Below are 26,494 nucleotides of genomic sequence, written 5' to 3'. Positions count from 1 at the left end.
ACGAAGGCCGATGACCGCTTCGACACCAGCCTCCAATCCCGCCGTCTCGCGATACGGCACCCGCAATTCAGGCTTGTAAAGGTAATGGTCAATGTCATCGCCAAACACCACCATCTCGCCGAACTTGCCGGGAAGGAAATAGGAATACAGCCCCTCCTGCTCCATCAGCAGGCGGATGTAATCCCAATCGGACATCTGATACTGGAAGCGAAACTTGTGCTGGGGATATTGGCGCCGCAGCCGGAAGGAAAAATGATGGCCGACCAGTTCATGCCGCCGGAGGATCGCCTCGATAATCTCCGGCGCGGTCTGGTGTTGATAGATGCGCGTGGAGCGGGTCAGCCGAAGCCGCGCGGCCAGCGGCTCGACAACCATCTCGTAGCCATGAAAATCCCGCGTCTGGGCTGTCTTCGAGAAGCAGGAAATAAAGCCGGCGAAGGTGCGCGGCTCGGCCTCATCGCCTGGGTCGATCAGGAATGTGGCCGGCTTGCCGAGATAATCGGCGCGGTCCAGTTCAAGAGGGTGTGTCAGTTGGACGATGGCCTCGTAGGGCTCGCCCAGCCGCTCCACCGCCTCGAATGACACCACCGACAACCCTGCGGCGCTTGTCGCACCGGGGACTTTCAGGAAATACGACTGCCGCGCCATGATTCTCGCTCCGTTGCCCGCGCAGCCCGGAAAAGCTGCGTAGGGGCCATGCTAGAAGCGTCGAAGTGGGCACTACAATCGTACTAGTTCGAAAAATCGCTGTCGCGTCTACGCGTCGCCAGCCATCGGCAATCTCAACTCCGCTCGCACCCCCCTGCCCTGCACGCCTTCGCGCAGCACCACGGTGCCGCCGAAGCGTGCGGCCATTTCCCGCGAGATGGCGAGGCCCAGGCCGGATCCCGGTTCGGTGTTTTCCACCCGTCGATAGAAGCGCGCGAACACCTTCTCGCGCTCGGCTTCGGGGATGCCGGGGCCGTCGTCTTCCACCACCAGCAGTGCATCGCCGCCCACGCGCGCGGCGGAGAGCGTGATGCGGCTGCCGCGCCCCGAGTATTGGATCGCGTTGTGCACCAGGTTGGCCAGTGCCTCGCGCAGCAGCGCGGCGTCGGCGCGCACCGGCAGCGTCAGGTCCGTCGGCCGTTCCCAGCCGAAGTCCTGCTGCTTGCCGCGCGCCAGCGGCAGGTAGTCGAGTGCCACCTGTTCTGCCACGGTCACCGCGTCGATCTCGGCCACGAATTCGGCCGGCCCGCCGCCCTCGCGCACTGGCTGCCGAGCACGCGCCAGCGCCAGTAGCTGGTTGGTCAGCCGCGCGGCCTGCTCCAGTTGCGTGACGATGCCGCCCACCGCTTCGCCAGCCGCCTCGCGCCCGGCCTCGCTGTGGCGGGCCGCCAGCTGCCGCTGGGCGAACTCGGCCTGCGTCTTGAGGATGGCCAGCGGCGTGCGCAGCTGGTGCGCGGCATCGGCGATGAACTGGGCCTGCGACTGCGCCATGGTCTCGGAGCGCGAGACGTGCAGGTTCACCGCGTCCACCAGCGGACGCACTTCCACCGGCACGCGGTCGAATTCGAGCGGCGTCAGGTCCTCGGGCGAGCGCGCGCGCACATCGTCGCGCACGCGCTGCAGCGGACGCAGCACATAGGTCACGCCGCCCACCAGGATCAGGGCCGACAGCACGATCAGCGCCAGGTCGCGCAGCAGCGCGCTGCGCCAGACATTGGCGATCAGCGCCGAGCGGGGTTCGGCGGTCTCGGCCACCTGGATGATCACGCGGATGCGCGCGTCGGGCCGGTAGACCGGCCGGGCCATCGCCGCAATGCGCACCGGCTCGCCGCGATAGGTGGCGTCGTAGAAGCGGGTCTGATTGTTGACGAGGGTGCCCGCCGGCAGCGGCAGGTCGTCATAGCCGGTCACGGTCTCCACGCGCCCTGCCCGCTCCATCGACACCCGGTAGAACACGTGGGTCTGCGCGGCGGTCTCGAACATCTCCATCGCGGCATCCGGCAGCGTCAGCTGCACGCTCTCGCCGGCCATGCCGATGGCGTTGTCGATGGTGCGCACGGAGCCGTAGAGCGAGCGGTCGTAGGCGGTGTTGGCGGCGTGGCGCAGCGTGCCGTAGGTGAACCAGCTGTCCACCGCCATCATCAGCGCCAGCGCCGGCACGAGCAGGATCAGTAGCTGGCGGCGCAGGCTGCCGCGCAGCCAGGGCCGCGCCGGCGTTGGCGTGCGCGGGCGGCGGCGCCTCATGTCAGGCCTCGGCCTCGGGTTCCAGCAGGTAGCCGAAGCCGCGCAGCGTGACGATGGTCACGCCATGGCCGGTCAGCTTCTTGCGCAGGCGGTAGACCAGCACCTCGATGGCGTCCGGACTCACGTCGGCATCGAGCGAGAAGACTTTGTCGAGCAGTTGCGCCTTGGTCAGCGGCTGGCCGCTGCGGGCCAGCAGTGCGCCGAGCAGCGTGGATTCGCGCGGCGTGAGCGCCAGCGGGGCGCCGCCGAGGGTGAAGCTGCGCGTCTCGCCATCGAATACCAGCGTGCCGCATTGCAGGCGGGGATGGGCGCGGCCACGGCTGCGGCGGATCAGGGCGAGGATGCGCGCCTCGAGTTCCGCGATGGCGAAGGGCTTGGGCAGGTAGTCGTCGGCGCCGAGGTTCAGGCCGCGCACACGTTCGTCGAGGGTGTCCTGGGCGGTCAGGATCAGCACCGGCGTGCGGTCGTCGCGGCCACGCATGGCCTTGAGCACGGCCAGGCCGTCCTTGCCGGGCAGGCGCAGGTCGAGCACCACGGCGTCGTATTCCTCGGCCATCAGCCGGGCTTCGGCCTGCAGGCCGTCCGCCACGTGCTCGATGACGAAGCCGCCCTGCTCCAGCGCGCGGGCCACCCAGCGGGCCAGTTCCACCTCATCTTCTACCAGCAGGATACGCATGCCGGACCTCCTCTGCCGGATCGGGAATCGAGGGCGCGGGCGCGTCCCGAGGGCGCCTATAATACCTCCGCCCTGCCCGCCGGTGTCGGCGGCCTGTCCCACATCGCCCTCCGTTCCGCCTTGCCGAATCGCGTCCTGACATCGCCCCTGCCGACGCCGTCCTCCGCGCCCGCATCGCCGGTGCGCCGGCACCTGCTGCGCGCGGGTGCCGCGATGGCCGCCCTGCCCGCACTGGCCCAGGCCGCGCCGCGCGTACCGGACGGCTATCCGCCCGAGTACGCCGGCATCATCGAACGGGCCCAGCGCGAAGGTGCGGTGGCAGTCTATGCATCCACGGATCTCGCGGTGGTCCAGCCGCTGATCGCCGCCTTCGAAGCGCGCTACCCCGGCGTGCGCGTGCGCTACGCGGACCTGAACACGGTGGAGCTGAACGATCGATTCCTGGCCGAGAGCGCCGCGCTGGGCGCCACGCGCGCGCCGCGTGACGCGGCGTTCGCCGATGTGCTGTGGAGCACGGCGATGGACCTCCAGATCAAGCTTGTCAACGACGGCTATGCCCAGCGCTACAACTCGCCCGAGCGCGCCGGCCTGCCGAGCTGGGCGGTGTGGCGTGACGAGGCCTGGGGCACGACCTTCGAGCCGGCCGTGATCGTCTACAACCGCAAGTATTTCGATGGCGCGCATGTGCCCGGCAGCCGCAGCGGGCTGGCGCGGCTGCTGCAGGAGCGCGGGCCGCAGTGGCGCGGGCGCATCGTGACCTATGACGTGGAGCGTTCGGGGGTGGGCTACCTGCTTGCGCAGCAGGACGCGCGCATGGGCAGCGAGTTCTGGTATCTGGCGCAGGCGCTGGGTCGCGCGGGCGTGAAGCTGTCGGCCTCGACGGCGGACATGATCGAAGGCATCGCCAGCGGCGAGCTGGTGCTCGGCTACAACCTGCTGGGGTCGTACGCGCTGTCGCTGATGGAGCGCGGCGCCAGCATCGGCGTGATCGCGCCGCGCGACTACACGCTGGTGATGTCGCGCGTGGCGTTTATCGCCCGGCAGGCGCCCCGGCCCAATGCGGCGCGGCTGTGGCTGGACTTCGTGCTCTCGCGCGAGGGGCAGGCGCAGCTCGGCAAGTCGACTTCCCAGCTCTATACGATCCGCACCGATACTGACAGCGCCTACACGGCCCAGACGCTGGCGGAGCGGCTCGGCTATGCGCTCAAGCCGATCAGCGTGGGCCCCGGCCTGCTGGCCGCGCAGGACGCCCTGCGCAAGCGGGCGTTCCTGGCGCGCTGGCGCGAGGCGCTGCGGGGATAGGGCTGGGGAGGCTTATTCGGCCAGGGCCTGTGGCGTGGACGACCCGCAGAACGTGGCCATTTCGGCGTCGATCGGCCCCATCGGGCGCGGCACGTAGCCTTTCCGGAGGGCGGTGGAGAAGCGCAGCATGTCGATCATGGCGTCGGCCAGCCGCTCGGCTTCGTGATTGAGTTCGAAATCCTCGGGCGAGAACAGCCAGTGCGCCAGCACGCCGCCAATGGCCGCGTGGAAGGCGTTGACGGCCAGCGGGATGTCGAGATCCTCCGGTAGCTGGCCGCATTCCACGGCCATGCGCAGGTGCTCGTGCATCTTGACCAGCCCTTCCTTGTGCGACTGGCGCTGGCGTTCGAAGATCGCGCCGTTGTCCTGCACCATCTCGCACTTGTGGAAGATGATCTCGAAGACGCGGCGCCACTGCGGGTTCACCACGGTCTGCTTGAATACGAAGGCGCAGATGTCGCGGATGCTGTTCAGCGGATCCTCGCGCAGCGCACGCCGCTCGGGGGCGATCAGCGCCTCCACCGGCAGGTTCACGCGGTCGCACATGGCCGCGAAGACATCGCTCTTGTTCTTGAAGTGCCAGTAGATGGCGCCGCGCGTGACGCCGGCCGCCTCGGCAATATCTGCAAGTGACGGGCGCGCCACGCCACGGGCGTGGAACACCGCCTCGGCGGCATCCAGGATCCGGTTGCGGGTTTCCTGCGCTTCTTCCTTGGTACGTCTGACCATTTCCTCTTTCCTGCCAGCGGACGCTTATCCGCCCAGGTCTCCGTTGTGCCACACGATTGTGACGACAACCTCTCATTTGTTCATGGCGACACCGCCATCGGCGGGGCGCATCCTAACCTGCCCGCAATATTCGTGCTCACTGTTGACGCAAATCGTCAAGATTGCGTCAAAAAGGCTGCGCTTCAAAGTGTTGTAAAAGGCGCTGTTTGCGTGCCGGACTTAACATACATGCTTGAATGTATATATACTACGCGCTTGCTCGATCGTCGGCCAGCCCAAGATCCAGTGACGCCCTGCACGCAAAGTGACGTCACGGCCGACGCGCCGGGCACCAACCTGCCAGTTTTAACGCACCAACGCCGCTAGCCATGCGCCCACTCAAGGGGGCCGGCTTGCGGTGCGCATTACGCTTTTCCGCACTCGCCACGCAGTGGCGCGCCCGTCCGGCCGTCACATGCGGCCAGTGCGGCAGATCTCAAACATCATCATGGGGTTATCGATGAGGAAGTCCCAACGTATCCATTGCGTTGCCGCCGCCGTGGCGGTCCTGGCGTTGTCCGCCTGCGGCCAGAAGGCCCCGCAGGGCGGCGCCATGCCGCCGGCCGAAGTGGGTGTGGTTACCGTCACACCGTCCGCTGTTGCCGTCATCAATGAATTGCCGGGCCGCCTGGAAGGCGTGCGGACCGCCGAAGTGCGCGCCCGCGTGGAAGGCATCGTGCTGTCCCGCAACTACACCGAAGGCGGCGAAGTGAAGGCTGGCCAGGTGCTGTTCCGCATCGATCCGGCCCCGTACCAGGCCCAGCTGGCGTCCGCCAGGGCGCAGCTGGAGCGGGCCGAGGCCAACGCCGTCTCCGCGCGTCAGAAGGCCGAGCGCTACAAGCCGCTGGTGGCCGCCAACGCGGTCAGCAAGCAGGAGTTCGATGACGCCGTGGCCGCTGCCGGCCAGGCCAATGCCGACATCGCCGCCGCCAAGGCTGCCGTGACCACGGCCCAGATCAACCTGGGCTACACCACGGTCACCGCGCCGATCTCCGGCCGCGTGGGCCGCGCGCTGGTCACCGAAGGCGCGCTGGTCGGCAAGGGCGAAGCCACCAAGCTGACGGTGGTCGAGCAGGTCGATCCGATCTGGGTGACGTTCACGCAACCTGCCGCCGAAGTGGCACGCCTGCGCCGGGCCATCGAGAATGGTCAGGTCAAGGGTGTGAATGGCGGTGCCCGTGTGCACCTGTTCCCCGAGGCGGGCGACCGCGAGTACAGCCAGACCGGGAAGCTGCTGTTCACGGACATGACCGTGGACCCGACCACCGGTTCGATCACGCTGCGCGCGGAGTTCCCGAACGCCAAGCGCGAACTGCTCTCGGGCACCTTCGTGCGCGTGAAGATCGAGCAGGGCGTGGACGAGAACGCCCTGACCGTGCCGCAGCGCGCGCTGATCCGCACGGCGCAGGGCGCCAGCGTGATGGTGGTGGGCGCCGACGGCAAGGTGGCCGTGGTGCCGGTCAAGGCACCGCAGGCGATCGACGACCGCTGGATCATCACCGAAGGCCTGAAGGGCGGCGAGAAGGTGATCGTGGAAGGGCTGCAGAAGGTGCAGCCGGGCGCGCCCGCCAAGGCCGTGCCGTTCCAGGCGCCGAAGACCGCGTCGACCCCGGCCACCCAAGGCTGACCCGCGCCATCGCACCATAAGTAATAGATAGGGAGCCAGATTCATGGCCAAGTTTTTTATCGACCGGCCGGTGTTCGCGTGGGTGCTCGCGCTGATCATCGCGCTCGGCGGGGTGCTGGCGATCCTGCAGCTGCCGATCGCCCAGTACCCCAACATCGCCCCCCCGATCATTTCGGTGACCACGACTTACCCCGGTGCGTCCGCCAAGACCATCGAGGACTCGGTGGTGTCCGTGATCGAGCAGGAACTCAACGGCGCGCCGAACCTGCTGTACTACGAGTCGCAAAGCGAGGCGTCCGGGCTGGCGTCGATCAACATCGCGTTCGCGCCGGGCTCGAACGTCGACCTGAACTCCGTGGAGGTGCAGAACCGCCTCAAGCGCGTGGAAGCGCGCTTGCCGGCGGAGGTGCGCCAGCAGGGCGTGAAGGTGGACAAGGCCGGCAACAACTACATGATGTTCATCACGGTCTCGTCCAAGTCCGGCAATACGGATGCGATCGCGCTCGGTAACTTCGTCTCCGCGCAGGTGGTGGACTCCATCCGCCGCGTGCCCGGCGTGGGCTCGGCCGACCTGTTCGGTACCGAGTACGCCATGCGCGTCTGGCTGGATCCGGCCAAGCTGACCGGCTACAACCTGACGCCGCTGGACGTGACCGCGGCGGTTTCCGAGCAGAACATCCAGGTCGCCGTGGGCGAACTGGGCGGCACGCCGTCGCCCCGGGGCACGGAGCTGAACGCCACGGTGAGCACGGAAAGCCGGCTGACCACGCCCGAGCAGTTCGCCAACATCCTGCTGCGCACGAACCCGGATGGGTCGTCGGTGCGCATCAAGGACGTAGGCCGTGTGGAACTGGGCGGCGCGGACTACTCCACGCTGGCCCGCATCAACGGCAAGCCGGCGTCGGCCATCGCCATCAAGCTCGCGCCCACGGGTAACGCGCTGGCCACGGCCACCGCCGTGCGCGCGAAGATGGAAGAGCTGCAACGCTACTTCCCGCCGGACTACGAGTTCAGCGTGCCGTACGACACCTCCGCTTTCGTGAAGATCTCGATCGAGGAAGTGGTCAAGACGCTGCTCGAAGCCGTGGTGCTGGTGTTCCTGGTGATGTACCTGTTCCTCCAGAACTTCCGCGCCACGCTGATCCCGACGCTGGTGGTGCCAGTGGCGCTGCTCGGCACGTTCGGGGCGATGCTGGCCTTCGGCTTCTCCATCAACGTGCTGACGATGTTCGGCATGGTGCTGGCCATCGGTATCCTGGTGGACGATGCCATCGTGGTCGTCGAGAACGTCGAGCGGATCATGAGCGAGGAGGGGCTCTCGCCCCGCCAGGCCACCCGCAAGGCCATGGGCCAGATCACGGGCGCCATCGTCGGCATCACGCTGGTGCTGACCGCCGTGTTCATCCCGATGGCCTTCTTCTCGGGCTCGGTCGGCAACATCTACCGCCAGTTCTCGCTGTCGCTGATCGCCTCGATGGCGTTCTCGGCCGTGCTGGCGCTGACGCTGACCCCGGCGCTGTGCGCCACGCTGCTCAAGCCGGTCGAGGCCGGCCATCACGAAGAGAAGAAGGGCTTCTTCGGCTGGTTCAACCGCACGTTCGCCACGGCGTCCACCGGCTACCAGGGCATGGTCGCGCGCATCCTGAAGCGCTCGGGCCGCTACCTGATCATCTACGCGGTGATCATCGCCGGCGTGGTGCTGCTGTTCCAGCGCCTGCCGTCGTCGTTCCTGCCCGATGAGGACCAGGGCTACATGATCACGGTCGTGCAGCTCCCGCAGGGCGCCACGCAGGAGCGCACCATCGGCGTGCTCAAGCAGATCGAGGACTACTACCTCCAGAAGGAGTCGAAGGTCGTCGACCAGATGATCACGGTGGCGGGCTTCTCGTTCTTCGGCCGTGGCCAGAACGGCGGCATCGCCTTCGTGCGGCTCAAGGACTGGAAGGAGCGCCCCGGCGCGGACCAGACCGCCCAGGCGCTGGTGGGCCGGGCATTCGGCGCGCTGTCGTTCATCAAGGATGCGATCATCTTCCCGCTGAACCCGCCGGCGATCTCGGAACTCGGCAATTCGTCGGGCTTCGACTTCCGCCTGCAGGACCGCACGGGGCAGGGCCACGCCAAGCTGATGGAAGCGCGTAACCAGATGCTCGGCATGGCGGCGCAGAATCCGGTGCTCCAGGGCGTGCGCCCGGAGGGCCAGGAAGACGCGCCGCAGCTGCGCATCGACATCGACCGCGAAAAGGCGCGGGCGCTGGGCGTGACGGTGGCGGATATCAACGCCACGCTGACCATCGCCTTCGGTTCCTCGTACGTGAATGACTTCATCTACGAAGGCCGCGTGCGCCGCGTGATCGTGCAGGCTGAGGGCGCGGACCGGCAACTGCCGGACGACCTGACCAAGCTGCGCGTGCGCAACGCCAATGGCGACATGGTGGCGTTTGCCGCGTTCGCCACGTCGCAGTGGATCATGGGCTCGCCGCGCCTGGAGCGCTACAACGGCATGCCGGCCGTGAAGCTGGCTGGCCAGGCTGCGCCGGGCAAGTCCACGGGCGAGGCCATGCGCGTGATGGAGGAGAACTTCGCCAAGCTGCCGCCGGGCTTCGGCTTCGAGTGGTCGGGCCAGTCGTATGAAGAGCGCCTGGCCGGTTCGCAGGAGCCGATTCTCTACACGCTGTCGCTGGTGATCGTGTTCCTGTGCCTGGCCGCGCTGTATGAGAGCTGGTCGATCCCGGTGGCGGTGCTGCTGGTGGTGCCGCTGGGCGTGCTCGGCGCGCTGCTCGGCGTGACGCTGCGCGGCATGCCCAACGACGTGTACTTCAAGGTGGGCCTGATCGCGACGATCGGCCTCTCGGCGAAGAACGCCATTCTGATCGTGGAGTTCGCCAAGGACCTGCAGGCCCAGGGCAAGGGGCTGGTCGAGGCGACGCTCGAGGCGGTGCACCTGCGCTTCCGGCCGATCCTGATGACGTCGTTCGCATTTATCCTGGGCGTGCTGCCGCTGGCGATTGCCACCGGCGCGGGCTCGGGCAGCCAGCGCGCCATCGGGACGGGCGTGATGGGCGGGATGATCACGGCCACGGTGCTGGCGATTTTCCTGGTGCCGGTATTCTTCGTGGTGGTGCGCGGCCGCTTCAAGGGCAGCGCGAGCCAGCACGAGCGGGAACGCGCGCGCCTGGAAGAAGCCCAGGAGAAAAACTGACATGACCAAGACACTGACCACACTGCTGCTGGTGGCCGGCGTGCTGACGGGCTGCACGCTGGCGCCGCACTATGACCGACCGGCCGCGCCGGTGGCGGCTGGCTTTCCGGCGGCGCCGGAGGGCTACGCATCGGCCGAGGTGAAGAGCGGCGAGACCCGCCGCGCCACGGACATCGGCTGGCGCGACTTCTTCACCGATCCGCGCCTGCAGGGGCTGATCGCCACGGCGCTGGAGAACAACCGCGACCTGCGCACGGCGGCCTTGCGTATCGAGGAAGCGCGCGCGCAGTATCGGATCCAGCGCGCGGACCTGCTGCCGACCCTGAACGGCAACGCGAGCTTCCAGCGCGGCCGGTTCTCCGGGGCAACCTCGGGCGTCGATCAATCGTTCACGGGCAACATCTACCAGGTGGGCCTGTCGGTGACCCAGTGGGAGCTGGACTTCTTCGGGCGCGTCCGCAGCCTGTCGAACGCCGCGCTGGCCCAGTACCTGAGCACCGAGGAGGCCCATCGCGCCGCCTACATCTCGCTGGTGTCCGAAGTCGCCAAGGCCTATCTGGCCGAGCGCGCGGCGGCCGAGCAGTACGACCTGGCCCGCAACACGCTGGAAGCGCGCCAGAGCACGTTCGAGCTGGCGAAGCGGCGTTTCGATGCGGGGGCCACCTCGGCCCTGGATCTGCGCGACAACGAGTCGCTCGTGGCGCAGGCCCGCGTGGCCGCTGCGCAGCTGGCGCGCCAGCGCGCGCAGGCGCAGAACGCGCTGGAAGTGCTGGTGGGCAAGCCGATCGGCGAGATCGCCAACCTGCCGGCACCGATGCAGCTGTCCGACGAGCACATCATCAGCGACATCCCGGAAGGCTTGCCGTCCGATCTGCTGACGCAGCGTCCGGACATCCGCCAGGCCGAGCAGGCCCTGCTGTCGGCTAACGCCAACATCGGCGCGGCGCGGGCGGCGTTCTTCCCGCGCATCACGATGACCGCGAGTGCCGGCAACATCAGCACCTCGTTCACCAACCTGTTCGACTCCGGCGCCAACATCTGGTCGTTCTCGCCGCAGCTGGTGCTGCCGATCTTCGACTACGGCCGCAATCTGTCGAACCTCGACCTGGCGAACGTGCGCAAGAACATCCAGGTGGCCAACTACGAGAAGACCATCCAGGTGGCCTTCAGCGAAGTGGCCGACGCCCTCGTGGCGCGCGGCACGCTCGAAGAGCAGGTGGCCGGCCAGCAGCAGCAGCGCGACGCGGAATCGGCGCGCTACGAGCTGTCCCGGCTGCGCTTCCGCAGCGGCGTGGCGAGCTATCTGGACGAACTCGACGCGCAGCGCCAGCTGTTCTCCGCCGAGCAGGCGCTGATCCAGGCGCGGCAGTTGCGTCTGGTCAACTCGATCGACCTGTACCGCGCGCTGGGCGGCGGGCTGACCGAGACGGGCGCAGTGGCGCAGGCCACCACGCCGCCGACGGGCACCTCGGCACAGTAAGGACTGCGGCAACGCAGATGCAAAAAGGGCGAAGCGCGAGCTTCGCCCTTTTTGCTTGGGAGCGCCGGATCAGAACTTGTACGTCGCCGCCAGGAAGAAGATGATCGGATTCGGTTCGAGCTTCGTCTTCGAGGTGGACAGCGTGGTGCCGTCCGATGCCTTGATGGTCATCGTCGAGGTGCTCTTCAGCGGGATGTAGGTCACCGCCGCCGTCACGCCCCAGTGCTCGTTGAAGTTGTAGGTGCCGCCGACGTTGAACACCGGCGCCCACGACGACGAGGCATCGGCATGGACCGAAGTCGGCCCCGGGATACCGGCGCCGGCCGCCAGCACCGCGCCAAGGTTGTTGTTGACCGACTCCGCGAAGGCCGGATTCACGCGGATATCGGTGAAGAAGTTGTACGACACGCCCACCCCCAGGAACGGCCGGAAGCGCGTGCCCGGCTCCAGGAAGTGGTACTGGACCATCGCGGCAGGGCTCCACTGGCGGGCGCGCGTGATGATCGGGTTCAGCGACGGATCGCCCAGGCTCTGCCGCCCCAGTGCGCCGGCGGGCCCCGGCGGGATCAGCTCGCCGTGGCCGTACAGCTTGAACTCGGGCGGAATGCCACCCACGGCCGTCACGGCGATATGGTCCGTGACGAAGTGGCTGAAGGTCAGCCCCAGCGTATCGGCATTCGACGTCGACAGGCCGCTGCCCGGCGCCGTGAACGTGGAGGGCAGGCCGAGCGGGTAGTTGATCGGCACGTCCACCACGCTGGTGGTCAGCGGCGGGCTCGTGCCGTGGGTCTGGATATGGAACCAGCCGGCCGAGACGACGTTGTCCCCGGCTTTCTGGGCGTGGGCGATCGGCATGCCGGCGCACGCGGCCAGCGTGGCGATGGTGGCGAGGCGGGCGAACAGGCGGTGCAGGGTCATGTTGTGTCTCCTGTCCGTTATTCGACAAACGCGCCGACGGTGAAGTAGGGCGAGCCGTTGCGGTCCTCGACGAAGCCGAACACGCCGCGTGGGCCGGTGAACATGAACTTGCCCTTGGGGCCGCTGGCGCCGACGTCCTTGCGGGTGGTGGTGACCACGCCGGGCACCGTCTGGGAGAAGTCGAGCTTCATCGCGGTGGCCAGCGTGGCGTCCGAGGCGCGGAACGGGTCGAGCATGGCCGCGTCGCCATCGACCAGTGCCGTCACGCGGTACTCGAAGTTGCTGTCCACGCCCACGTACTCGGCGTTGTAGGTGCCCTGTGGCGCGGAGACCGCCTGCGCCATCATGCCGATGCCGATCTCGTCGTCGGCGCCCACCGGCAACTGGGTGAAGTCGTCGTTGGCAAAGCCCACCCGGATCATGATCGGCACGAGGTGCCCGGCCAGCTTGCCGACGATCAGGTAGGCGCGGCCCAGCACGGCGCCCAGCGTCGGCGGCAGTTCGCCCTCGTAGCGCGTGGAGAGGAGGGTGCCGTTGTCCTGCGGCACGAATTTGTCGCCGCGCTGCTTGCAGGTGCCACCGGCCTTGTTGTCGCACACCGTGAACGAGCCATCGGCCGCCAGCGCCATGCGGTAGTCCTGCGCCACCATCTGGAACTTCTTCGATGGCACCTCATGGAAGCCCGAGCCGTTGTAGCTTCCGGCAATCTTGGTCAGGTCGGTCTCGGTCTGCGCGAAGCCGATGAACTGGAAGAACGGGAAGGTGGTGTCCGGCACCGAGCCCGCGCCGGCGATGCCGTTGAACTGGATGCGCGCGCCCGGGACGGTGCCGCCCATCACGCCCTGCCCGATGAACAGCCGCGCCGGCCGGGCCGGGTCGAGGCTGGCGCCGAGCAGCTGGAACGCGCACTGGTTGAGCTTCTCGGTCGGCAGGCCGGTTTCCTTCGCCAGTGTGCCGGTCATCACGTTCTTGCCGCCGGTGGGGTCGGAGCGGGTCGGCTTGATGGTGCCCGTGGTGCGCGGCACCGATGAATCGAGGAAGGTGACAGCCCAGGTGCGCTGGGTGGTATCGATCTGCACCTTGACCAGTTCGCCCGAACCCGTGCCGCCGATGTAGGGCGTGGAATAGTCGATGGCGCTCGGGCACAGCCGCACCGGCGCGGCGGCCGGCGTGGCGGTGCCACCGCCGCTGTCCCCGCCGCCACCGCAGGCGGCGAGCAGGGCGGTGGCGCCGAGTACCAGCGCGAGCCGGCCCAGCCACGGTTGGCGACGGGGGACGGGGAGCGAGTCAGGAAGCGGGGAGGGCAGTTGGGGCATGAGGCGTCTCCTTGGTCTTTCTTATGGTGTGGGGTGCGGAATCAGCGGCTGGCCAGCGCGCTCACGCGGAACGTGGGGCTCGCGGCGGGGCCGAACAGGTGCGCGTAGACCGGGCCGGTGGTGATCAGCTTGCCGGTGACGCCGCTGTTGTCGGTGGTGGCCACTACGCCGGGCTGGGTGGCCTGCGTGAAGTCCATCTGGAAGCCGCCCACCGGCTTGAGCGACGAATCCTGCGGATCGATCAGCGCGACGAGGTTGTCGTGGACGATCGACGAGAGGTACTTGAAGTCGCTGCCCGAGCCGATGTAGCTGCCATGCATCGCCGCCTGCGTAGTGGCGGTGGTGGGCGAGAGCAGCGCCAGGCCCGATTCGTCATCCACGCTGAGGATGTTCGCCGCCAGGTCGATGCGGGCATAGCCGACGCGGATCAGCAGCGGCACCTGCGCGCCGTCGAGCTTGCCGACCACCAGCACGCCCTTGGCGAGACTGTTGGGGTCCTGCAGGAAGGCCTTGTCGAAGAAATGCGGGTAGGGCTGGGTGCTATTGGCGTTGTCGCTGTCGAACGCGCCGTCGGTGCCCACGCGCAGCTTCCACGGCTGGCCCGTGGTCACGCAGTTGCCGCTCGATGCGTGACAGGTGCCATCGGCATTGAGCGTCTCCACGGTCTGCGCCGTGGCAGGCAGGAAGTAGCCGGCCGGGAACAGCTCGCCACCGGACGGCACGAGGTGGTAGCCGAGCACGTTGTAGGTGCCGGCCACCTTGGCGAAGTCGGTCTCGGTCTGGGCGAAGGCCAGCACCGGGTACATCGGGAAGGTGGTCTTCGGGATCGCGCCGATGCCGAAGATGCCGGCGTACTCGATCGTCGCCCCGGGAATGCCGCCGCCCGCCACGCCGTTGCCGACGAAGATGATCGGCGGATTGGCCGGGTCGATCAGCGCCTGCGAGACGCCGTCGGAGGCCGTGGCCGTCTTCAGCTCGTAGGCGCACTGGTTCTGCGCCGGGGTGGGCAGCGGGCGCGTGGGATGCGCCATCGTGCCGGTCAGCGTCACGCCGCCGCGCGTGGGGTAGATGTCGTTGGTGGCCTTCGGCACGGCCGATTCGAGGATCTGGATGCGGTAGGTGCCCTGCGTGGAGTCGAACTGCATCTTCACGAGTTCGCCAGCGCCGGAGCCGCCCGTGTAGGTGGTGTTGTAGTCGAGCGTGTCCGGGCACAGCGCGGCCACGGGCTGGTTCTGCGTGGGGCCGGTGGCGGGGCAGCTGTTGGTGGCGCCGCACTGCTGGGCGGCGGCCGGCGCGGCGGTGCCCGGGTCATCGCCCCCGCCGCCGCAAGCGGCCAGCGTGAGCGTCAGGCTTACCCCAGCCAGGGTGGCGGCGAAGCTAAGGGCGCTGTTAGGGGCGCGATGTGGCGCGCGCCGAAGGTGCAACTCGGACATGACTTGTCTCCATGTTGTTATGACCGGCGGTCCGCTTGTTGCGGATCTCTCGCGGTGGGTCGGACTCTCGCGTCTGGCGCGTTTGAGCGTCAATAGAGCGCTCGTTCCAAACACCGGTGGCCGGTCTGTCAGCGTTGCCGTGCAAGCGCGAGGGCCCAGCGTTCAAACCGTGCGCGGAGGCCCCTGCGTCCACATTCAAACGCCCGGCGCGCGCACTCGCGCGGCGGTCAGAACTTGTATTCGCTGTTGGCGGGGTCGAACGTGGCGGCGTCGAAGGTCTTCTTCATCGCGCGCTCGAACACGATCTTCTCGACCATGTTGCCGTCCGCATCCCACGCGGTTTCCACGCGCGGCCACGGGTGCTTGAGATCCAGCATCAGCTGCACCTTCTTGGCGTAGTACTTGGGCGCGCCCTCGGGGAGGTCCCAGGTCAGCGCCACCATGCGCACGCCCTGTTCGCGCACGATCTCGGCCCGGTTGTACTTTTCGGAGAGGCCGGCGGCGCGCAGCGAGCGCGCGTCGCGTTCGAGCATCGACAGCACGAACTGGAAGCCCAAGTCGCGGACCGTATGGTTCGACTGAGACTTGGCGAGCGTGCCATCGAGCGAGATCCACATCGACGTGAAGCCCATGATGCCGCCCAGGTGGCCGTACATCTCGTCCTTGCGACGGGTCTCGTCATAGAGAATTTCCTGCCCGGACTGCACGCCGTTGGGCAGCCACTTGGCGTAGAGCTGGCGCGGCTGGTGGCGGTAGCGGATCATCATCCGCGCCGGGGTGTCCTGCCACTGGCCGTTGAGGCGCTCCTGCCGGGTCATCCAGTATTCGTATTCGGGATAGCGGCTCATCTCGGCGCGCGCCCACATCAGCAGGGTCTCGGGCTCCAGGGCGTCGAAGGTGGCCAGTAGCTGCGCATCGGGCAGCGCGGCCAGCTCGCCGCTGGCAACCTGCTTCGAGAACAGCGCCGACTGCTGGGCGGCCGGGATGCCGTCATAGGGCGTGGCGGCGCGCGTACCCGGTGCTGCGGCGGGGGCGCTCATGGTTGGGGCGGCCGGCGGCGCGGTCTGGGCGCGGGCCAGTGGGAGGCCAACGTGTTGCGTGGCCAGCAGGCCGATGACGGCGCCGATGGCGGCGACCAGATGTAATGGCTTCATCGCGTGTCTCTTGTCTGTTGTTGTGCAAGGCGTGGGCAAATGGCGGGCAGCAGGGCGCCCGTGCGTGGCGCGCAGGGCGTCACGCCTCGCGGTGGCGTGGCGAAAAGAATCGATCTCGAATCAGGGCAATCCCGGCGCGACGCGGGTCGTCGCGCGCTCGGTGCCAGGGCGGCGGTCCCGATGGAGACCGCCGCGCACGGCTAGTTTCTGGAGCGGGTGCGCATCCAGTCGTCGAGCGGATTGCTGGGGAAAGCGGGACACATCTCGCGGCGTACCGCCAGGCTGGCGGTGGCCGCGCGCGTGGCCCCTTCGTTGCGTACCGTGCGTGTGCCGCGTCGGGCACGGTTCACGGCGGCGGCCGTGGCAACGGCGGCCTGGTGGGCCTCGTCCTCCACGGTGGCGGCCAGGGCCGCCATATGCGCCTGCTCATCGGCCTGCTGGGCATCGCCGATGTCGAACACGTCCTGCAGCGCGCCCAGCTCCTGCGTCTCGGGCGAGGGCGCCTTGAGGGCTGCCACCACCATCGACGTCAGCTGGGCCAGCACGTGCGCATCGCTCATGCTCTTGCCCTGCGTGAACGCCGGCATCAGGTTGCCGAGTTCGTCGCCGGCCAGCACGCCGGCCAGCGCCTTGAGCGCGAAATGCAGGCGCCAGCCGAGTTCCTGGCGTGGCACGTCCGGCAGCGCCCGGGCGAAGGCTTCGAAGAAGCGCCCGAACACCGGAGCGTAGTGCCCCATCAGGTAGGACTGGATGAATGGCGAGGTGTCCGAGTACACCCGCCCGAGCAGGCGCAGGAAGGACGGACCGCCGATCTCGGGCTGGCGTGCCATCTGCAGCGCGGGCACGAACAGCGCGCCCATCACGTGTTCGCAGCGGATGGCGTGGCCGGGCCAGCGGGCCTCGCAGGCATCGAGGAGCGCCAGTCGCCGCGTGTTGAGTGGATCCAGCCGGCGGCCGAGCACCGCCTGCATCATCATTTCCTTGCTGCGGAAGTGGTAGTTGACGGCTGCGAGATTGACGATCGCCCGCGACGTGACTTGCCGCAGGGAGGTCGCTTCGTAGCCCACTTCGATGAACAGCTTCTCGGTCGCATCCAGGATCCGCGCCTTGGTATCGCCTGCCGTGCTTTTGCCGGTCTTCATGGGGTGTCTCTCGCAAAATTACTGCTGTGGACCCCTGCAAATATCCACTACCACTGTGGCTCCGTTGCTCTGTCGGCGTACGGATGCTTGAAACGGTTGTACGAAGCCTACTTCACCGCCTCGACTGTTTCACAAGTGCAATTTTCGAAGAGTTCCTCTAGACCGCGAGTACCGATCCGCCAGGCAGAAAACCTACGCGAATCCGTAGGGTCGCCACAGTCGCCGGGCCTCCGCCATGCCTTGTGATGCCAAGCCTGGCGGCGGTTTGCCTCCGCTGCGCGATCCCCAACCCAACGCTACCGCCCCCCCGAGCGGGCCGCCGCCGATCCCATCACGCCGTGATGCGAGCTGCTAGCGACATACCATTTTGCGCCGTCAATGCGAAAACTGACAACTGGGGATTCGCCCCGATGCTCGTAGGAAACACTGACCCGTCGCACACAGACAAATTGGACAAATGGTGATGCCGGCCCTGGCTATCGACCACGCCGCGCGCCGGGTCGTCGCTCATCGCGCAGCCGCCCATCAGGTGGGCGGTGAACAGCAGGGCACGGAACGGCTTCAGGGGCAGGGTCTGGATGGCGTCGCGCGCCTGCGGCCAGCTGGTGTACCAGGCGGCGTCCAGATGGGCGGGACGCACCTTTTTGGCGCCAGCTGCGAACTGGGCCTCGGCCATGCTCAGCCAGGCGCGGCGCACGCCGTCCCAGACGTAGTCGCTCAGCGCGTAGTCCAGCACCGGGCTGCCGTCGTCGGCCACGCGCACCCGGCCGCCGGGGCTATCCGGCACGAAGCCGTCGCGCAACAGCGCCAGCATGGCGTTGGTGTGCGGCAACGCTGCCATCTCGCGGCGCAGCGCATCGCCAAAGTTATTGAGCACGCCGGCGCTGATGCCGGGGAACATCGGCGGGACCTCCAGCTTGTAGCCCATCGGGCCGGTGGCGCCATTGCGCCACTGAAATTCGTCCGAGGCGATGGATTGGGGCGCGCCATAGTACGGTTCGATAAGCTCCGGCATTTCCGCAATGCTCAAATTCACCGGATGAATAAACGTGCGACGACCGACAAGATCGTGCGGATCCGGCACTCCCGAACGCAGCAGTAGCGCCGGCGAGTTGATGGCCCCGCCCGCCACCACCACATGGCGTGCCCGCACGGTCAGCGTGACGCCGGTCGGCGTATAGCCGTCGAAGCCGAGGGCCTCGCCGGTCAGCCCGAGCACGGCCTTGCCGTCATGGTCGAGCTTGCGCACCCGCACGCGGTGGATCAGCGTGGCGCCGTGGGCGAGCGCGTTGGGAATCGTCGACACCAGCATCGACTGCTTGGCGTTGACCGGGCAGCCGAAGCCGCAATAGCCGGAGTTCCAGCACCCCTTCACATTGCGCGGAATCACGTGCGATTCCCAGCCGAGCTGGTCGCAGCCCCGCTTGAGCACCGCGTTGTTCGGATTCGGTGCCATCGCCCATGGCGCCATGCCGAGCCGGGCCTCGATGCGCGCGAACCACGGCGCCATCTCGGCCTCGCTGTGGCCGGTCACCGCGTGCTCGCTGGCCCAGTGCGCCAGCGTCCGGGACGGCGTGCGGAAGCTGGACGACCAGTTGACTGTGGTGCTGCCGCCCACCGAGCGCCCCTGCAGCACGGCGATCGCACCGTCCGACGTCGCCCGGGCGGCCGCCTCCTGGTAGAGATCGCGATAGGCGCGCGCCTCGTCCATGTCCCGGAAGCTTTTCGAGGTATGCAGCCCGCCTTCCTCGAGCAGCAGCACCCGCAGGCCCGCCTCGCTGAGGATTTCGGCGGCGATGCCGCCGCCCGCACCGGTGCCGATGATGGCCACGTCAGTGTCGAGCGTGCGCGGCGCGGTGAACGTGGCGGCGTCCAGCACCTTCCAGCCGGACGCGATGCCGGCGCTGTAAATATCGTCGATGGCCATGAGCGGGAGCCTTAGCTGTGGAGGGCGCGATAGACCGCGGGATTCGGGCCGGGATAGCCGCTCGCAGCCCAGGTGCCCGGCAGCACGAAGTAGGCGACGCTGGCCAGCTTGACCAGCACCACGCCGCCCGCGTTGAGCGTCTCGAAACGGCTGGCGCGCCAGCGCGCGAGGAAGGCGCGCACCGCATCGGGCGTGGCCTGCTCCCACGGCGACCGAACGCCCGCCACGGCCCAGCGCAGCGGCGTGCTGGCCAGCAGGTCAAGCAGCTTGCGTAGCTCCCCGCGCCCGTTCTGATCCATCGCGGCGATGGTTCCGTCGATGTTCCTTACGGCGGCGGCCAGCCGCGTCTCGTGCGTGGCGGCGTCCACCGTGGCCAGATCGCTGGCGATGGCGGGCAGCAGGGCGCGAAACAGGGTCACATCGGCCGGGCGCAGGAACGCCATGCCGGCCTCCGGCGCATCGGCGGGCGTGCAGCCGGTCAGCGCCGGGAACAGCGCCGAGCAGGCGATGGCCGCCGAGAAGCCGGCGCCAACCTTCAGGAATGCGCGACGCGCGGGTCGTTGGGGTGGGGCGAGGGAAGCCGGTCGGGGCATGCGGTGTCTCCGTTTTTGTTCTTGGGATGACGGCGTTGCGATTCTGCCTAAGCGCCCGAGAATAATTTCGACTTCCACTTCGGTTTCAAACGCGCGGCTGACAACCGTACCCACTGCTGCGCCCATCGCTGCGCCATCGTTTTATGTGATGGCTACGACACTGGAAATCCCCCAAAAATAGAGCAATCCTTCAAGCCATCGGATTGACCGGCCCCGGAAGCGCTACCTATGATGACATCGACCAATGTCACAATAAACGGTGTCGCTAACGAACCGCCGCCAGCCGGCGCCGCCAGCGCACCCACCGGAACGCCCTCTATGAACGCACCCGTGGACCTGCCGGCCGGTCTTGGCACCGAAGTCACCTGCGACATCGCCATCATCGGCAGCGGCTTTGCCGGGCTGGGCATGGCCATCCGCCTCAAGCAGTCTGGCGAAGCCGATTTCCTGATCTTCGAGCAGGCCGAGGCGGTGGGCGGCACCTGGCGCGACAACCACTACCCCGGCTGTGCCTGCGATGTGCAATCGCACCTCTATTCGTTCTCGTTCGCGCCGAACCCGGATTGGTCGCGCATGTTCTCGACCCAGCCGGAAATCCGCGCCTACCTGGAACACTGCACGGACCGCTTCGGCCTGCGCCCCCACCTGCGCCTCGGGCACGCCCTCCAGCAGGCCACCTGGGACGCCCCGGCAGGCTGCTGGCGCCTGCGCATGGCCGATGGCCGGCGCGTGCGGGCGCGGGTGCTGGTGTCGGGGATGGGCGGCCTGAGCCGGCCATCGATCCCCAATATTCCCGGCCTCGATACCTTTGCGGGCGCGATGTTCCACTCGCAGCAGTGGCGCCATGACACGCCGCTGGCCGGCAAGCGCGTTGCCGTGATCGGCACCGGTGCCAGCGCGATCCAGTTCGTGCCGCAGATCGCGCCGCTCGTCGATCAGCTCGACCTCTACCAGCGCACCCCGCCGTGGATCATGCCGAAGCCGGACCGGCCGGTCTCCGCCGCCGAGCGCTGGCTGTTCCGCCACCTGCCGTTCACGCAGGCGCTGGCGCGCACGGGGATCTACTGGATGCTCGAATCGCGCGTGCTCGGCTTCGTGCTCCATCCCAAGCTGATGAAGGCGGTGGAGCGCATCGCGCGCCGCCATCTCCGGCGGCAGGTGCCGGACCCGACCCTGCGCGCCACGCTGACGCCGGACTACACCATCGGCTGCAAGCGCGTGCTGATTTCGAACGATTACTACCCGGCGCTGATGCGGCCCAACGTGGACGTGGTGACCACCGGCATCGACCACGTCGAGGCGGACGCCATCGTCATGCGCGACGGCACGCGCCGCCCGGCGGACTGCATCATCCTCGGCACCGGCTTCCACGCCACGGACCCGCTGCCGCGCGGCGTGATCGTCGGCCGCGACGGCGAAGACCTGCTCGATGCCTGGCGCGATGGCGCGCAGGCCTACCTCGGCACCACCGTGGCCGGCTTCCCGAACCTGTTCCTGATCGTCGGCCCGAACACCGGGCTGGGCCACAGCTCGATGGTGTTCATGATCGAGTCGCAGGTGAACTACGTGCTGGACGCGCTGCGCCACATGCGCCAGGCCCGCCTCCAGGCCGTGGACGTGCGCCCGCCCGTGCAGGCCGCCTTCAACCGCAACATCCAGCAGAAGCTCGGCCATGCCATCTGGAGCGCCGGCGGCTGCGCCAGCTGGTACATCGACCCACGCAACGGCAAGAACACCACGCTGTGGCCGGGCTTCACCTGGCAGTTCCGCCGCGCCACGCAGGCTTTCCAACCGGCCGACTACGAGCGATGGCCGGCACGGCAGCCGACCGGCATGCCGCAGCCCGGGGACGCCGACGCGATCCGCGTCTAGCCCCACACGCAAAAAGAAGAGGAGACCCGCATGAAGGTGTTTCGAAACAAGGTGGCCGCCATCACCGGCGCCGGTTCGGGCATGGGCCGATGCCTGGCGATCCAGCTCGCGCAGGAGGGCTGCCACGTGGCGATTTCCGATTGCAACGAGGCGGGGCTGGCGGAAACCGCTGCGCAGGTCGCGCGCCATGCGCCGGGTGTGACGATAACGGCGCACCTCGTCGATGTGGCGGACCGCGCCGCCGTCCACGCCTGGGCAGACGACGTGGCCGCCGCGCATGGCCGTGTCAACCTGATCTTCAACAATGCCGGCGTGGCGCTGTCCAGCACCGTGGACGGCATGCAGTACGACGATCTCGACTGGATCATCGGCATCAACTTCTGGGGCGTGGTCCATGGCACGAAGGCCTTCCTGCCGCATCTCAAGGCCAGCGGCGAGGGCCACATCGTCAATACCTCGAGCGTGTTCGGCCTCTTCGCGCAGCCCGGCATGGGCGCGTACAACGCCAGCAAGTACGCGGTGCGCGGCTTCACGGAGTCGCTGCGGCAGGAACTCGACCTGATGGACTGCGGCGTCTCGGCCACCACGGTGCACCCGGGCGGCATCAAGACCAATATCGCGCGCGACAGCCGCGTCTCGCCAAGCGTGAACGGCCTGCTTGTGCGCGATGCCCAGCAGGGCCGTGAGGAGTTCGAGAAGTTCTTCATCACCACGCCCGAGAAGGCCGCCGGCATCATCCTGGACGGCGTGCGCGCCAACAAGCGGCGCGTGCTGGTGGGGCCCGATGCGTACGCGGCAGACGCCATGGCGCGCCTGCTGCCGGCGGCGTACCAGTCGCTGGTGGTGCGCGAGACGCGCCGCAAGCGCAAGACGCTGATGCCGGACGGCACGCCGGCGGCGGCCAGCGAAGGAGAGCGCGCATGACCCGCGCCGCGTTGCCGCGGGAAGCTGCGCTGCAGGCGCCGCCGGGCGCGTTCACGCGCTGGTTCGGGCAGGGGCGGGTGGGCTTCTTCAGCCTGTCTCGCGCCACGCTGGCACGCCGCTACGCGCTGCCGGCCTCGCGCTGGGTGCAGGTGATGGGCGCGCTGGTCCACTACACCGAGGAGGGCGTGCCCGAGGGCGAGCCGCTGGTGCTGATCCACGGCTTCGGCGCGTCCCTGCACACCTGGGAAGGGCTGATGCCGGCGCTGCGCCAGCGCTACCGCGTGCTGCGGCTCGACATCGCCCCGTTCGGCCTGACCGGACCGCTGCGCGACGCACGCGGCCGCGTGGTGACGATGGACATCCACGTCTACCGCGACTTCATCGACGCCTTCCTGGCCGCCGTGCAGGTCTCGCGCGCCACGCTGATCGGCAACTCGCTGGGCGGGCTGATCGCCTGGGACCTGGCCGTGCGCCGCCCCTCGCTGGTCAACCGGCTGGTGCTGATCGATGCGGCCGGTTTCCCGATGCAACTCCCTATCTATATAGATCTGTTCCGCCACGCGCTGGTGCGCTGGTCGGCGCCGCGCCTGCTGCCCGAGTGGATCATCCGGGCGGCCACGCGCGATGTGTACGGCGACGCCTCGCGCGTGCCCGAGGCCACCTTCCGGCGCTATGTCGATTTCTTCTACGCCGAGGGCAGCCGCGAGGCCATCGGCCGGATGGTGCCGAAGCTCGATTTCGCCGACCTCGCCACCGACCTGCTGGCCGGCGTGCGTGCGCCGACGCTGGTGCTGTGGGGCGACCGCGACCGCTGGATTCCGCCCGCGCACGCCGACGCCTTCCTGGCGCGGCTGCCCAACGCCACCCTGCGCCGCTATGCCGGCCTGGGCCATATCCCGATGGAGGAAGACCCGCACCGCGTGGCGGCCGACCTCCTGCCGTTCCTGGACGCCGCCGGCGTCCCGTCCGCCACCAAGGAGCTCACATCATGATGCCAGTCCGTCGCGACGTGCATCCGCACCTCCCGCCAGCCCGCATCAGCGACTGGCACGAGCGCGGCCCCCACGTCACCCACTTCATCAACGCGCTGTCGATCTTCTTTCCGGCCGGCGAGCGCTTCTTCATGGACAGCGTGCGCCACTACCGCGACCAGCTCACCGACCCGGAGCTGAAGCGCGCCGTGGCCGGCTTCATCGGCCAGGAGGCGATGCACACGCGCGAGCACATCCTCTACAACCGGCTGCTCGACGACGCGGGCCTGCCGGCGAGCCAGCTCGACAACTTTGTATCAAAACTGTTGAATTTGCTGCGCAAGATCCTGCCGCACTCGTGGCAGCTCGCGCACACCATCGCGCTGGAGCACTACACGGCGATGCTGGCCGGCGGCATGCTGTCCGACCCGCGCCACATGGGCCGTTCGGAGCCGGGCTACCGGCAGGTGTGGACCTGGCACGCGCTCGAGGAAACCGAGCACAAGGCCGTGGCCTATGACGTCTGGAACGCCGTGATGAAGCCCGGCCCGTACCGCTACCTGCTGCGCGCGTTCACCATGCTGACCACCACGGTCACGTTCTGGGCGCTGGTCTTCGTCTTCCACGTGCGGCTGGTGATGGCGGACAAGACCTGCCGCCACAAGCTGCCCGGCTTCGGCAAGGTCGTCAACTTCCTCTGGGGCGCGCCGGGTGTGCTGCGCAAGATGATCCCGGAATGGTTCGACTACTTCCGGCCGGGCTTCCATCCGTGGGACGAGGACAACCGGGCCGAACTGAACCGGATCGGGCCGCTGATCGAGGAGATCGAGCAGACCGCGCTGCAGGCCGGGGCCAGCACGCGCGCGCCGTCGATCCGCAGCGCGGCCTAGCTGCGGGGCTCGGCGGGAGGTTCCGAGGGAGGCGCGGCGGGATCGTGCAGGTGTTCAAGGATCGCGGCGACGCGGTCCCCGAGGTACTTGTTGGCCGAGATCTCCAGCGCGCGCATCATCTCGGTCTCCACGGCCACCATCGCCAGCGGGCGGATGCGCCAGAGGATGTCCACCAGCCGGGGCACCTCGGCCGGCGGCGGTAGCTGGCCTTCGCCAAAGCGGTCCAGCTCGCGCACGACCATGCCGACGATGCGGTCGGACACGGCCTGGAAGTGGCTGCGGGAATGCTCGATGATGTCCAGCACGTCTTCCAGCCCGAAGCCGGCCCGGGCGATCTCCGCGCCGGCCATCAGCGCGCGCGGGCTGCGCGCGAGGTAGCCGAAGCCGTCCGGCTCCAGCAGCCCCAGCGCGATGGCCTTGGCCAGCGCCGGGCGCGACACCGCACGGCCGAACAGCCGGGCCAGTGCGAGGTAGGAATATTGGCGCGGCGCCTCGCTGTTCCACGGGCTGCTGATGGCCGTCTCCAGCCCGAGGATGGAGCGCAGGTCGTGGCCTTCGACGATGGCCTTGAGCAGCTCCATGATGTTGGCGAGCGTGTAGCCGCGCGCCAGCAGGTGATGGATCAGGCGAAGGCGCCCGAGATGGGTTTGCGTGTAGATGCCGACCCGGCCACGCCGCTCGGGCGGATCGATCAGGCCGCGATCCTGGTACGAGCGGATATTGCGCACCGTGGTGCCGGCTGCGCGCGCCAGTTCGTCGATCGTGTATTCGGGATGCGGCGGCTTGGCGCCGCGCGGTTCGGTGGCCATGGGGGAAAATTCTAACCGAGTCGGCCAACCGCGCGCCCGTTGTTTTCTCCCCTCTCCCGCAAGCGGGCGAGGGGAGCAAACCGCGCGACGCTACAATGCGCCATCGCCTGCCCCGCCCGCCGCCCCCCATGCATATCCGTTGGCTCGAAGACTTCGTCTGCCTGGCGCAGGCCGGCAGCCTGGCGCGCGCGGCCGAGTTGCGCAATGTCACGCCGCCGGCGTTTGGCCGGCGCATGCAGGCGCTGGAGGTCTGGGCCGGCGCGCCGCTGATCGACCGCAGCGCGTTTCCCGTGCGGCTGACCGCCGAGGGCCGCCAGTTCCTTGAAGCCGCCGAAGCCGCGCTGCGCACGCTCGACGAAGCACGCCTGTCGCTGCGGGCCGCACACCGCGCTGATGCCAAAACGCTGACCATCGCCACCGGCAAGACGCTGGCCCGCTCGATGGTGCCGGCGTGGCTGGCCGGCCTGCGCCACGCGCTGCGCGACGACCCGGCCGGCGCCGGCTTCCGCACGCGCATCTCCACCCATGCCACGCACGACGCCCTCGCGCTGTTCACCGAAGGCGACGTCGATTTCCTGCTCTGCTACAGCCCGCACGACCTGCCCGTGATGCTGGACGACGCGCGCTACACCTTTCACCCGGTGGGCGTGGAGCGGCTGGTCTGCGTGGCCGCCGCCGACGCGCGCGGCGGCCCGGCCTATCGCCTGCATCGGGCCAAGACCGCCACGCGCACCGCGCCCGTGCCGATGATCGCCTACGCCGAGACGCTGACCATGGGCCGCATGGTCAATCAGGAAATCGCACGCCGGAAGCTGGCTGCGCGGCTCGATGTGATCGCCGTGAGCGATTTCGCCGAATCAGTGCATGAAATGGTGCGCCAGTCGATGGGGCTGGCCTGGCTGCCCGCCCGGCTGATTGCCGACGACCTCCACGCGGGCCGTCTGGTGCGCGCCGATCTGGACGGCGGCGACGCCTCCGACCTCGCCCTCGACATCCGCCTCTACCGGCCCCGGGCGTCGATGCGCGCGCTGGCGGAGGCGTTCTGGCGGGCGGCGGCGCAGCGGGCGGATTAGGACGCGTCTTAGCTGTCGATTCGCGCGCAGAATCGGGAGCGAACTCTGTCGATTTTCGACCCACATTTGTGCGTCCAACTGCACCATTCCGGCCCATTGCCGAAATGGCAACCCGCATTGCCAAAGCCGCATGCCGGCGCGCCCGGCGCTCACTACCATCGCCGGACAACACCCACACCTGCCGGAAG

At 68.3% G+C, this 26,494-nt stretch carries 21 protein-coding genes; 9 read left to right on the top strand and 12 right to left on the bottom strand.

From position 1 onward, the window contains the following. From AC1DP9_RS08815 to AC1DP9_RS08805, 3 genes are all read right to left on the bottom strand, one after another. The coding region (locus AC1DP9_RS08815) for a contractile injection system protein, VgrG/Pvc8 family (protein ID WP_477107086.1) at positions 1–648 on the bottom strand (648 nt) is incomplete at its 3' end. A gap of 108 nt (positions 649–756) precedes the next feature. Then, positions 757–2,232 (bottom strand): sensor histidine kinase, encoded by a 1,476-nt coding sequence (locus AC1DP9_RS08810; RefSeq protein WP_441591561.1) that lies wholly within the window; start codon positions 2,230–2,232, stop codon positions 757–759. A 1-nt stretch (position 2,233) separates the two neighbouring features. After that, on the bottom strand, positions 2,234–2,908 hold the full coding sequence (locus AC1DP9_RS08805; RefSeq protein WP_092291052.1) for a response regulator: 675 nt from the start codon (positions 2,906–2,908) through the stop codon (positions 2,234–2,236). 213 nt (positions 2,909–3,121) lie between these two features. On the opposite strand from AC1DP9_RS08805, the gene AC1DP9_RS08800 reads away from it, so the two are divergent. Continuing rightward, the gene (locus AC1DP9_RS08800) at positions 3,122–4,210 is read left to right on the top strand and encodes an ABC transporter substrate-binding protein (protein ID WP_092292071.1); all 1,089 of its coding nucleotides are present in this window, start codon (positions 3,122–3,124) and stop codon (positions 4,208–4,210) included. Between the two features lie 12 nt (positions 4,211–4,222). Here AC1DP9_RS08800 and AC1DP9_RS08795 read toward each other — a convergent pair whose 3' ends face one another. After that, positions 4,223–4,939, bottom strand: coding sequence for a TetR family transcriptional regulator (locus AC1DP9_RS08795; protein ID WP_092291054.1), 717 nt, complete (start codon positions 4,937–4,939; stop codon positions 4,223–4,225). Between the two features lie 499 nt (positions 4,940–5,438). Here AC1DP9_RS08795 and AC1DP9_RS08790 point away from each other — a divergent pair, with 499 nt between their 5' ends. The 3 genes from AC1DP9_RS08790 to AC1DP9_RS08780 are packed head-to-tail and all read left to right on the top strand — an operon-like array spanning position 5,439 to position 11,284. Beyond that, positions 5,439–6,605, top strand: coding sequence for an efflux RND transporter periplasmic adaptor subunit (locus AC1DP9_RS08790; protein ID WP_092291056.1), 1,167 nt, complete (start codon positions 5,439–5,441; stop codon positions 6,603–6,605). 43 nt (positions 6,606–6,648) lie between these two features. After that, positions 6,649–9,804: an efflux RND transporter permease subunit gene (locus AC1DP9_RS08785; RefSeq protein WP_454757444.1), complete on the top strand. Its 3,156-nt coding sequence runs from the start codon at positions 6,649–6,651 to the stop codon at positions 9,802–9,804. A 1-nt stretch (position 9,805) separates the two neighbouring features. Beyond that, a complete protein-coding gene (locus AC1DP9_RS08780; RefSeq protein ID WP_092291060.1) occupies positions 9,806–11,284 on the top strand; it encodes an efflux transporter outer membrane subunit in 1,479 nt (492 codons plus the stop codon). Positions 11,285–11,353: 69 nt separating this feature from the next. On the opposite strand, the gene AC1DP9_RS08775 is transcribed toward AC1DP9_RS08780, so the two are convergent. From AC1DP9_RS08775 to AC1DP9_RS08745, 7 genes are all read right to left on the bottom strand, one after another. Beyond that, entirely contained in the window at positions 11,354–12,139 is a 786-nt protein-coding gene (locus AC1DP9_RS08775; RefSeq protein WP_477107094.1) for an OmpW/AlkL family protein, read from the bottom strand. Positions 12,140–12,219: 80 nt separating this feature from the next. Further along, positions 12,220–13,518: a DUF2957 domain-containing protein gene (locus AC1DP9_RS08770; RefSeq protein ID WP_477107085.1), complete on the bottom strand. Its 1,299-nt coding sequence runs from the start codon at positions 13,516–13,518 to the stop codon at positions 12,220–12,222. Positions 13,519–13,559: 41 nt separating this feature from the next. Beyond that, on the bottom strand, positions 13,560–14,951 hold the full coding sequence (locus AC1DP9_RS08765; RefSeq protein WP_477107084.1) for a DUF2957 domain-containing protein: 1,392 nt from the start codon (positions 14,949–14,951) through the stop codon (positions 13,560–13,562). 227 nt (positions 14,952–15,178) lie between these two features. Beyond that, the gene (locus AC1DP9_RS08760) at positions 15,179–16,105 is read right to left on the bottom strand and encodes a DUF1571 domain-containing protein (RefSeq protein ID WP_477107083.1); all 927 of its coding nucleotides are present in this window, start codon (positions 16,103–16,105) and stop codon (positions 15,179–15,181) included. 200 nt (positions 16,106–16,305) lie between these two features. Beyond that, positions 16,306–17,247 carry a TetR/AcrR family transcriptional regulator gene (locus AC1DP9_RS08755; protein WP_092291070.1) on the bottom strand — a complete coding sequence of 314 codons (942 nt, stop codon included), beginning with the start codon at positions 17,245–17,247 and terminating at the stop codon, positions 16,306–16,308. 331 nt (positions 17,248–17,578) lie between these two features. Beyond that, the gene (locus AC1DP9_RS08750; protein ID WP_477107082.1) at positions 17,579–19,174 is read right to left on the bottom strand and encodes a GMC family oxidoreductase; all 1,596 of its coding nucleotides are present in this window, start codon (positions 19,172–19,174) and stop codon (positions 17,579–17,581) included. Positions 19,175–19,185: 11 nt separating this feature from the next. Then, positions 19,186–19,767, bottom strand: coding sequence for a hypothetical protein (locus AC1DP9_RS08745; RefSeq protein WP_441645448.1), 582 nt, complete (start codon positions 19,765–19,767; stop codon positions 19,186–19,188). 318 nt (positions 19,768–20,085) lie between these two features. Between AC1DP9_RS08745 and AC1DP9_RS08740 the strand changes: the two genes are divergently transcribed. Genes AC1DP9_RS08740 through AC1DP9_RS08725 form a run of 4 tightly spaced genes read left to right on the top strand, consistent with a single transcriptional unit; the run spans position 20,086 to position 24,424 of the window. Beyond that, on the top strand, positions 20,086–21,639 hold the full coding sequence (locus tag AC1DP9_RS08740; protein ID WP_477107081.1) for a flavin-containing monooxygenase: 1,554 nt from the start codon (positions 20,086–20,088) through the stop codon (positions 21,637–21,639). A gap of 30 nt (positions 21,640–21,669) precedes the next feature. Then, on the top strand, positions 21,670–22,563 hold the full coding sequence (locus AC1DP9_RS08735) for an SDR family NAD(P)-dependent oxidoreductase (protein WP_092291078.1): 894 nt from the start codon (positions 21,670–21,672) through the stop codon (positions 22,561–22,563). Further along, entirely contained in the window at positions 22,560–23,555 is a 996-nt protein-coding gene (locus AC1DP9_RS08730) for an alpha/beta fold hydrolase (RefSeq protein ID WP_477107080.1), read from the top strand. Before AC1DP9_RS08735 ends, AC1DP9_RS08730 begins: the two co-directional genes overlap by 4 nt. Continuing rightward, complete coding sequence (locus AC1DP9_RS08725; protein WP_092291082.1) at positions 23,552–24,424, top strand: metal-dependent hydrolase; 873 nt, start codon at positions 23,552–23,554, stop codon at positions 24,422–24,424. Before AC1DP9_RS08730 ends, AC1DP9_RS08725 begins: the two co-directional genes overlap by 4 nt. On the opposite strand, the gene AC1DP9_RS08720 is transcribed toward AC1DP9_RS08725, so the two are convergent. Continuing rightward, entirely contained in the window at positions 24,421–25,233 is an 813-nt protein-coding gene (locus AC1DP9_RS08720; protein ID WP_477107079.1) for a MerR family transcriptional regulator, read from the bottom strand. The genes AC1DP9_RS08725 and AC1DP9_RS08720 overlap by 4 nt on opposite strands. A gap of 128 nt (positions 25,234–25,361) precedes the next feature. On the opposite strand from AC1DP9_RS08720, the gene AC1DP9_RS08715 reads away from it, so the two are divergent. Then, positions 25,362–26,306, top strand: a complete 945-nt coding sequence (locus AC1DP9_RS08715; protein WP_441645443.1) for a LysR family transcriptional regulator — start codon at positions 25,362–25,364, stop codon at positions 26,304–26,306. The last annotated feature ends 188 nt before the right edge of the window (positions 26,307–26,494 follow it).

It is taken from the genome of Cupriavidus sp. 01L43 (assembly GCF_056399925.1).
The sequence above is the reverse complement of the archived record's forward strand: the minus strand, read 5'-3'. Positions and strand labels throughout refer to the sequence as shown.

Excerpts from the sequence above, each read along its gene's own strand:
- AC1DP9_RS08750 (WP_477107082.1), bottom strand. The coding sequence starts at position 19,174 with ATGGCCATCGACGATATTTACAGCGCCGGCATCGCGTCCGGCTGGAAG.
- AC1DP9_RS08765 (WP_477107084.1), bottom strand. The coding sequence starts at position 14,951 with ATGTCCGAGTTGCACCTTCGGCGCGCGCCACATCGCGCCCCTAACAGC.
- AC1DP9_RS08785 (WP_454757444.1), top strand. The coding sequence starts at position 6,649 with ATGGCCAAGTTTTTTATCGACCGGCCGGTGTTCGCGTGGGTGCTCGCG.
- AC1DP9_RS08760 (WP_477107083.1), bottom strand. The coding sequence starts at position 16,105 with ATGAAGCCATTACATCTGGTCGCCGCCATCGGCGCCGTCATCGGCCTG.
- AC1DP9_RS08770 (WP_477107085.1), bottom strand. The coding sequence starts at position 13,518 with ATGCCCCAACTGCCCTCCCCGCTTCCTGACTCGCTCCCCGTCCCCCGT.
- AC1DP9_RS08755 (WP_092291070.1), bottom strand. The coding sequence starts at position 17,247 with ATGAAGACCGGCAAAAGCACGGCAGGCGATACCAAGGCGCGGATCCTG.
- AC1DP9_RS08720 (WP_477107079.1), bottom strand. The coding sequence starts at position 25,233 with ATGGCCACCGAACCGCGCGGCGCCAAGCCGCCGCATCCCGAATACACG.
- AC1DP9_RS08715 (WP_441645443.1), top strand. The coding sequence starts at position 25,362 with ATGCATATCCGTTGGCTCGAAGACTTCGTCTGCCTGGCGCAGGCCGGC.
- AC1DP9_RS08745 (WP_441645448.1), bottom strand. The coding sequence starts at position 19,767 with ATGCCCCGACCGGCTTCCCTCGCCCCACCCCAACGACCCGCGCGTCGC.
- AC1DP9_RS08740 (WP_477107081.1), top strand. The coding sequence starts at position 20,086 with ATGAACGCACCCGTGGACCTGCCGGCCGGTCTTGGCACCGAAGTCACC.
- AC1DP9_RS08800 (WP_092292071.1), top strand. The coding sequence starts at position 3,122 with ATGGCCGCCCTGCCCGCACTGGCCCAGGCCGCGCCGCGCGTACCGGAC.
- AC1DP9_RS08795 (WP_092291054.1), bottom strand. The coding sequence starts at position 4,939 with ATGGTCAGACGTACCAAGGAAGAAGCGCAGGAAACCCGCAACCGGATC.
- AC1DP9_RS08790 (WP_092291056.1), top strand. The coding sequence starts at position 5,439 with ATGAGGAAGTCCCAACGTATCCATTGCGTTGCCGCCGCCGTGGCGGTC.
- AC1DP9_RS08725 (WP_092291082.1), top strand. The coding sequence starts at position 23,552 with ATGATGCCAGTCCGTCGCGACGTGCATCCGCACCTCCCGCCAGCCCGC.
- AC1DP9_RS08805 (WP_092291052.1), bottom strand. The coding sequence starts at position 2,908 with ATGCGTATCCTGCTGGTAGAAGATGAGGTGGAACTGGCCCGCTGGGTG.
- AC1DP9_RS08810 (WP_441591561.1), bottom strand. The coding sequence starts at position 2,232 with ATGAGGCGCCGCCGCCCGCGCACGCCAACGCCGGCGCGGCCCTGGCTG.
- AC1DP9_RS08780 (WP_092291060.1), top strand. The coding sequence starts at position 9,806 with ATGACCAAGACACTGACCACACTGCTGCTGGTGGCCGGCGTGCTGACG.
- AC1DP9_RS08775 (WP_477107094.1), bottom strand. The coding sequence starts at position 12,139 with ATGCCGATCGCCCACGCCCAGAAAGCCGGGGACAACGTCGTCTCGGCC.
- AC1DP9_RS08735 (WP_092291078.1), top strand. The coding sequence starts at position 21,670 with ATGAAGGTGTTTCGAAACAAGGTGGCCGCCATCACCGGCGCCGGTTCG.
- AC1DP9_RS08730 (WP_477107080.1), top strand. The coding sequence starts at position 22,560 with ATGACCCGCGCCGCGTTGCCGCGGGAAGCTGCGCTGCAGGCGCCGCCG.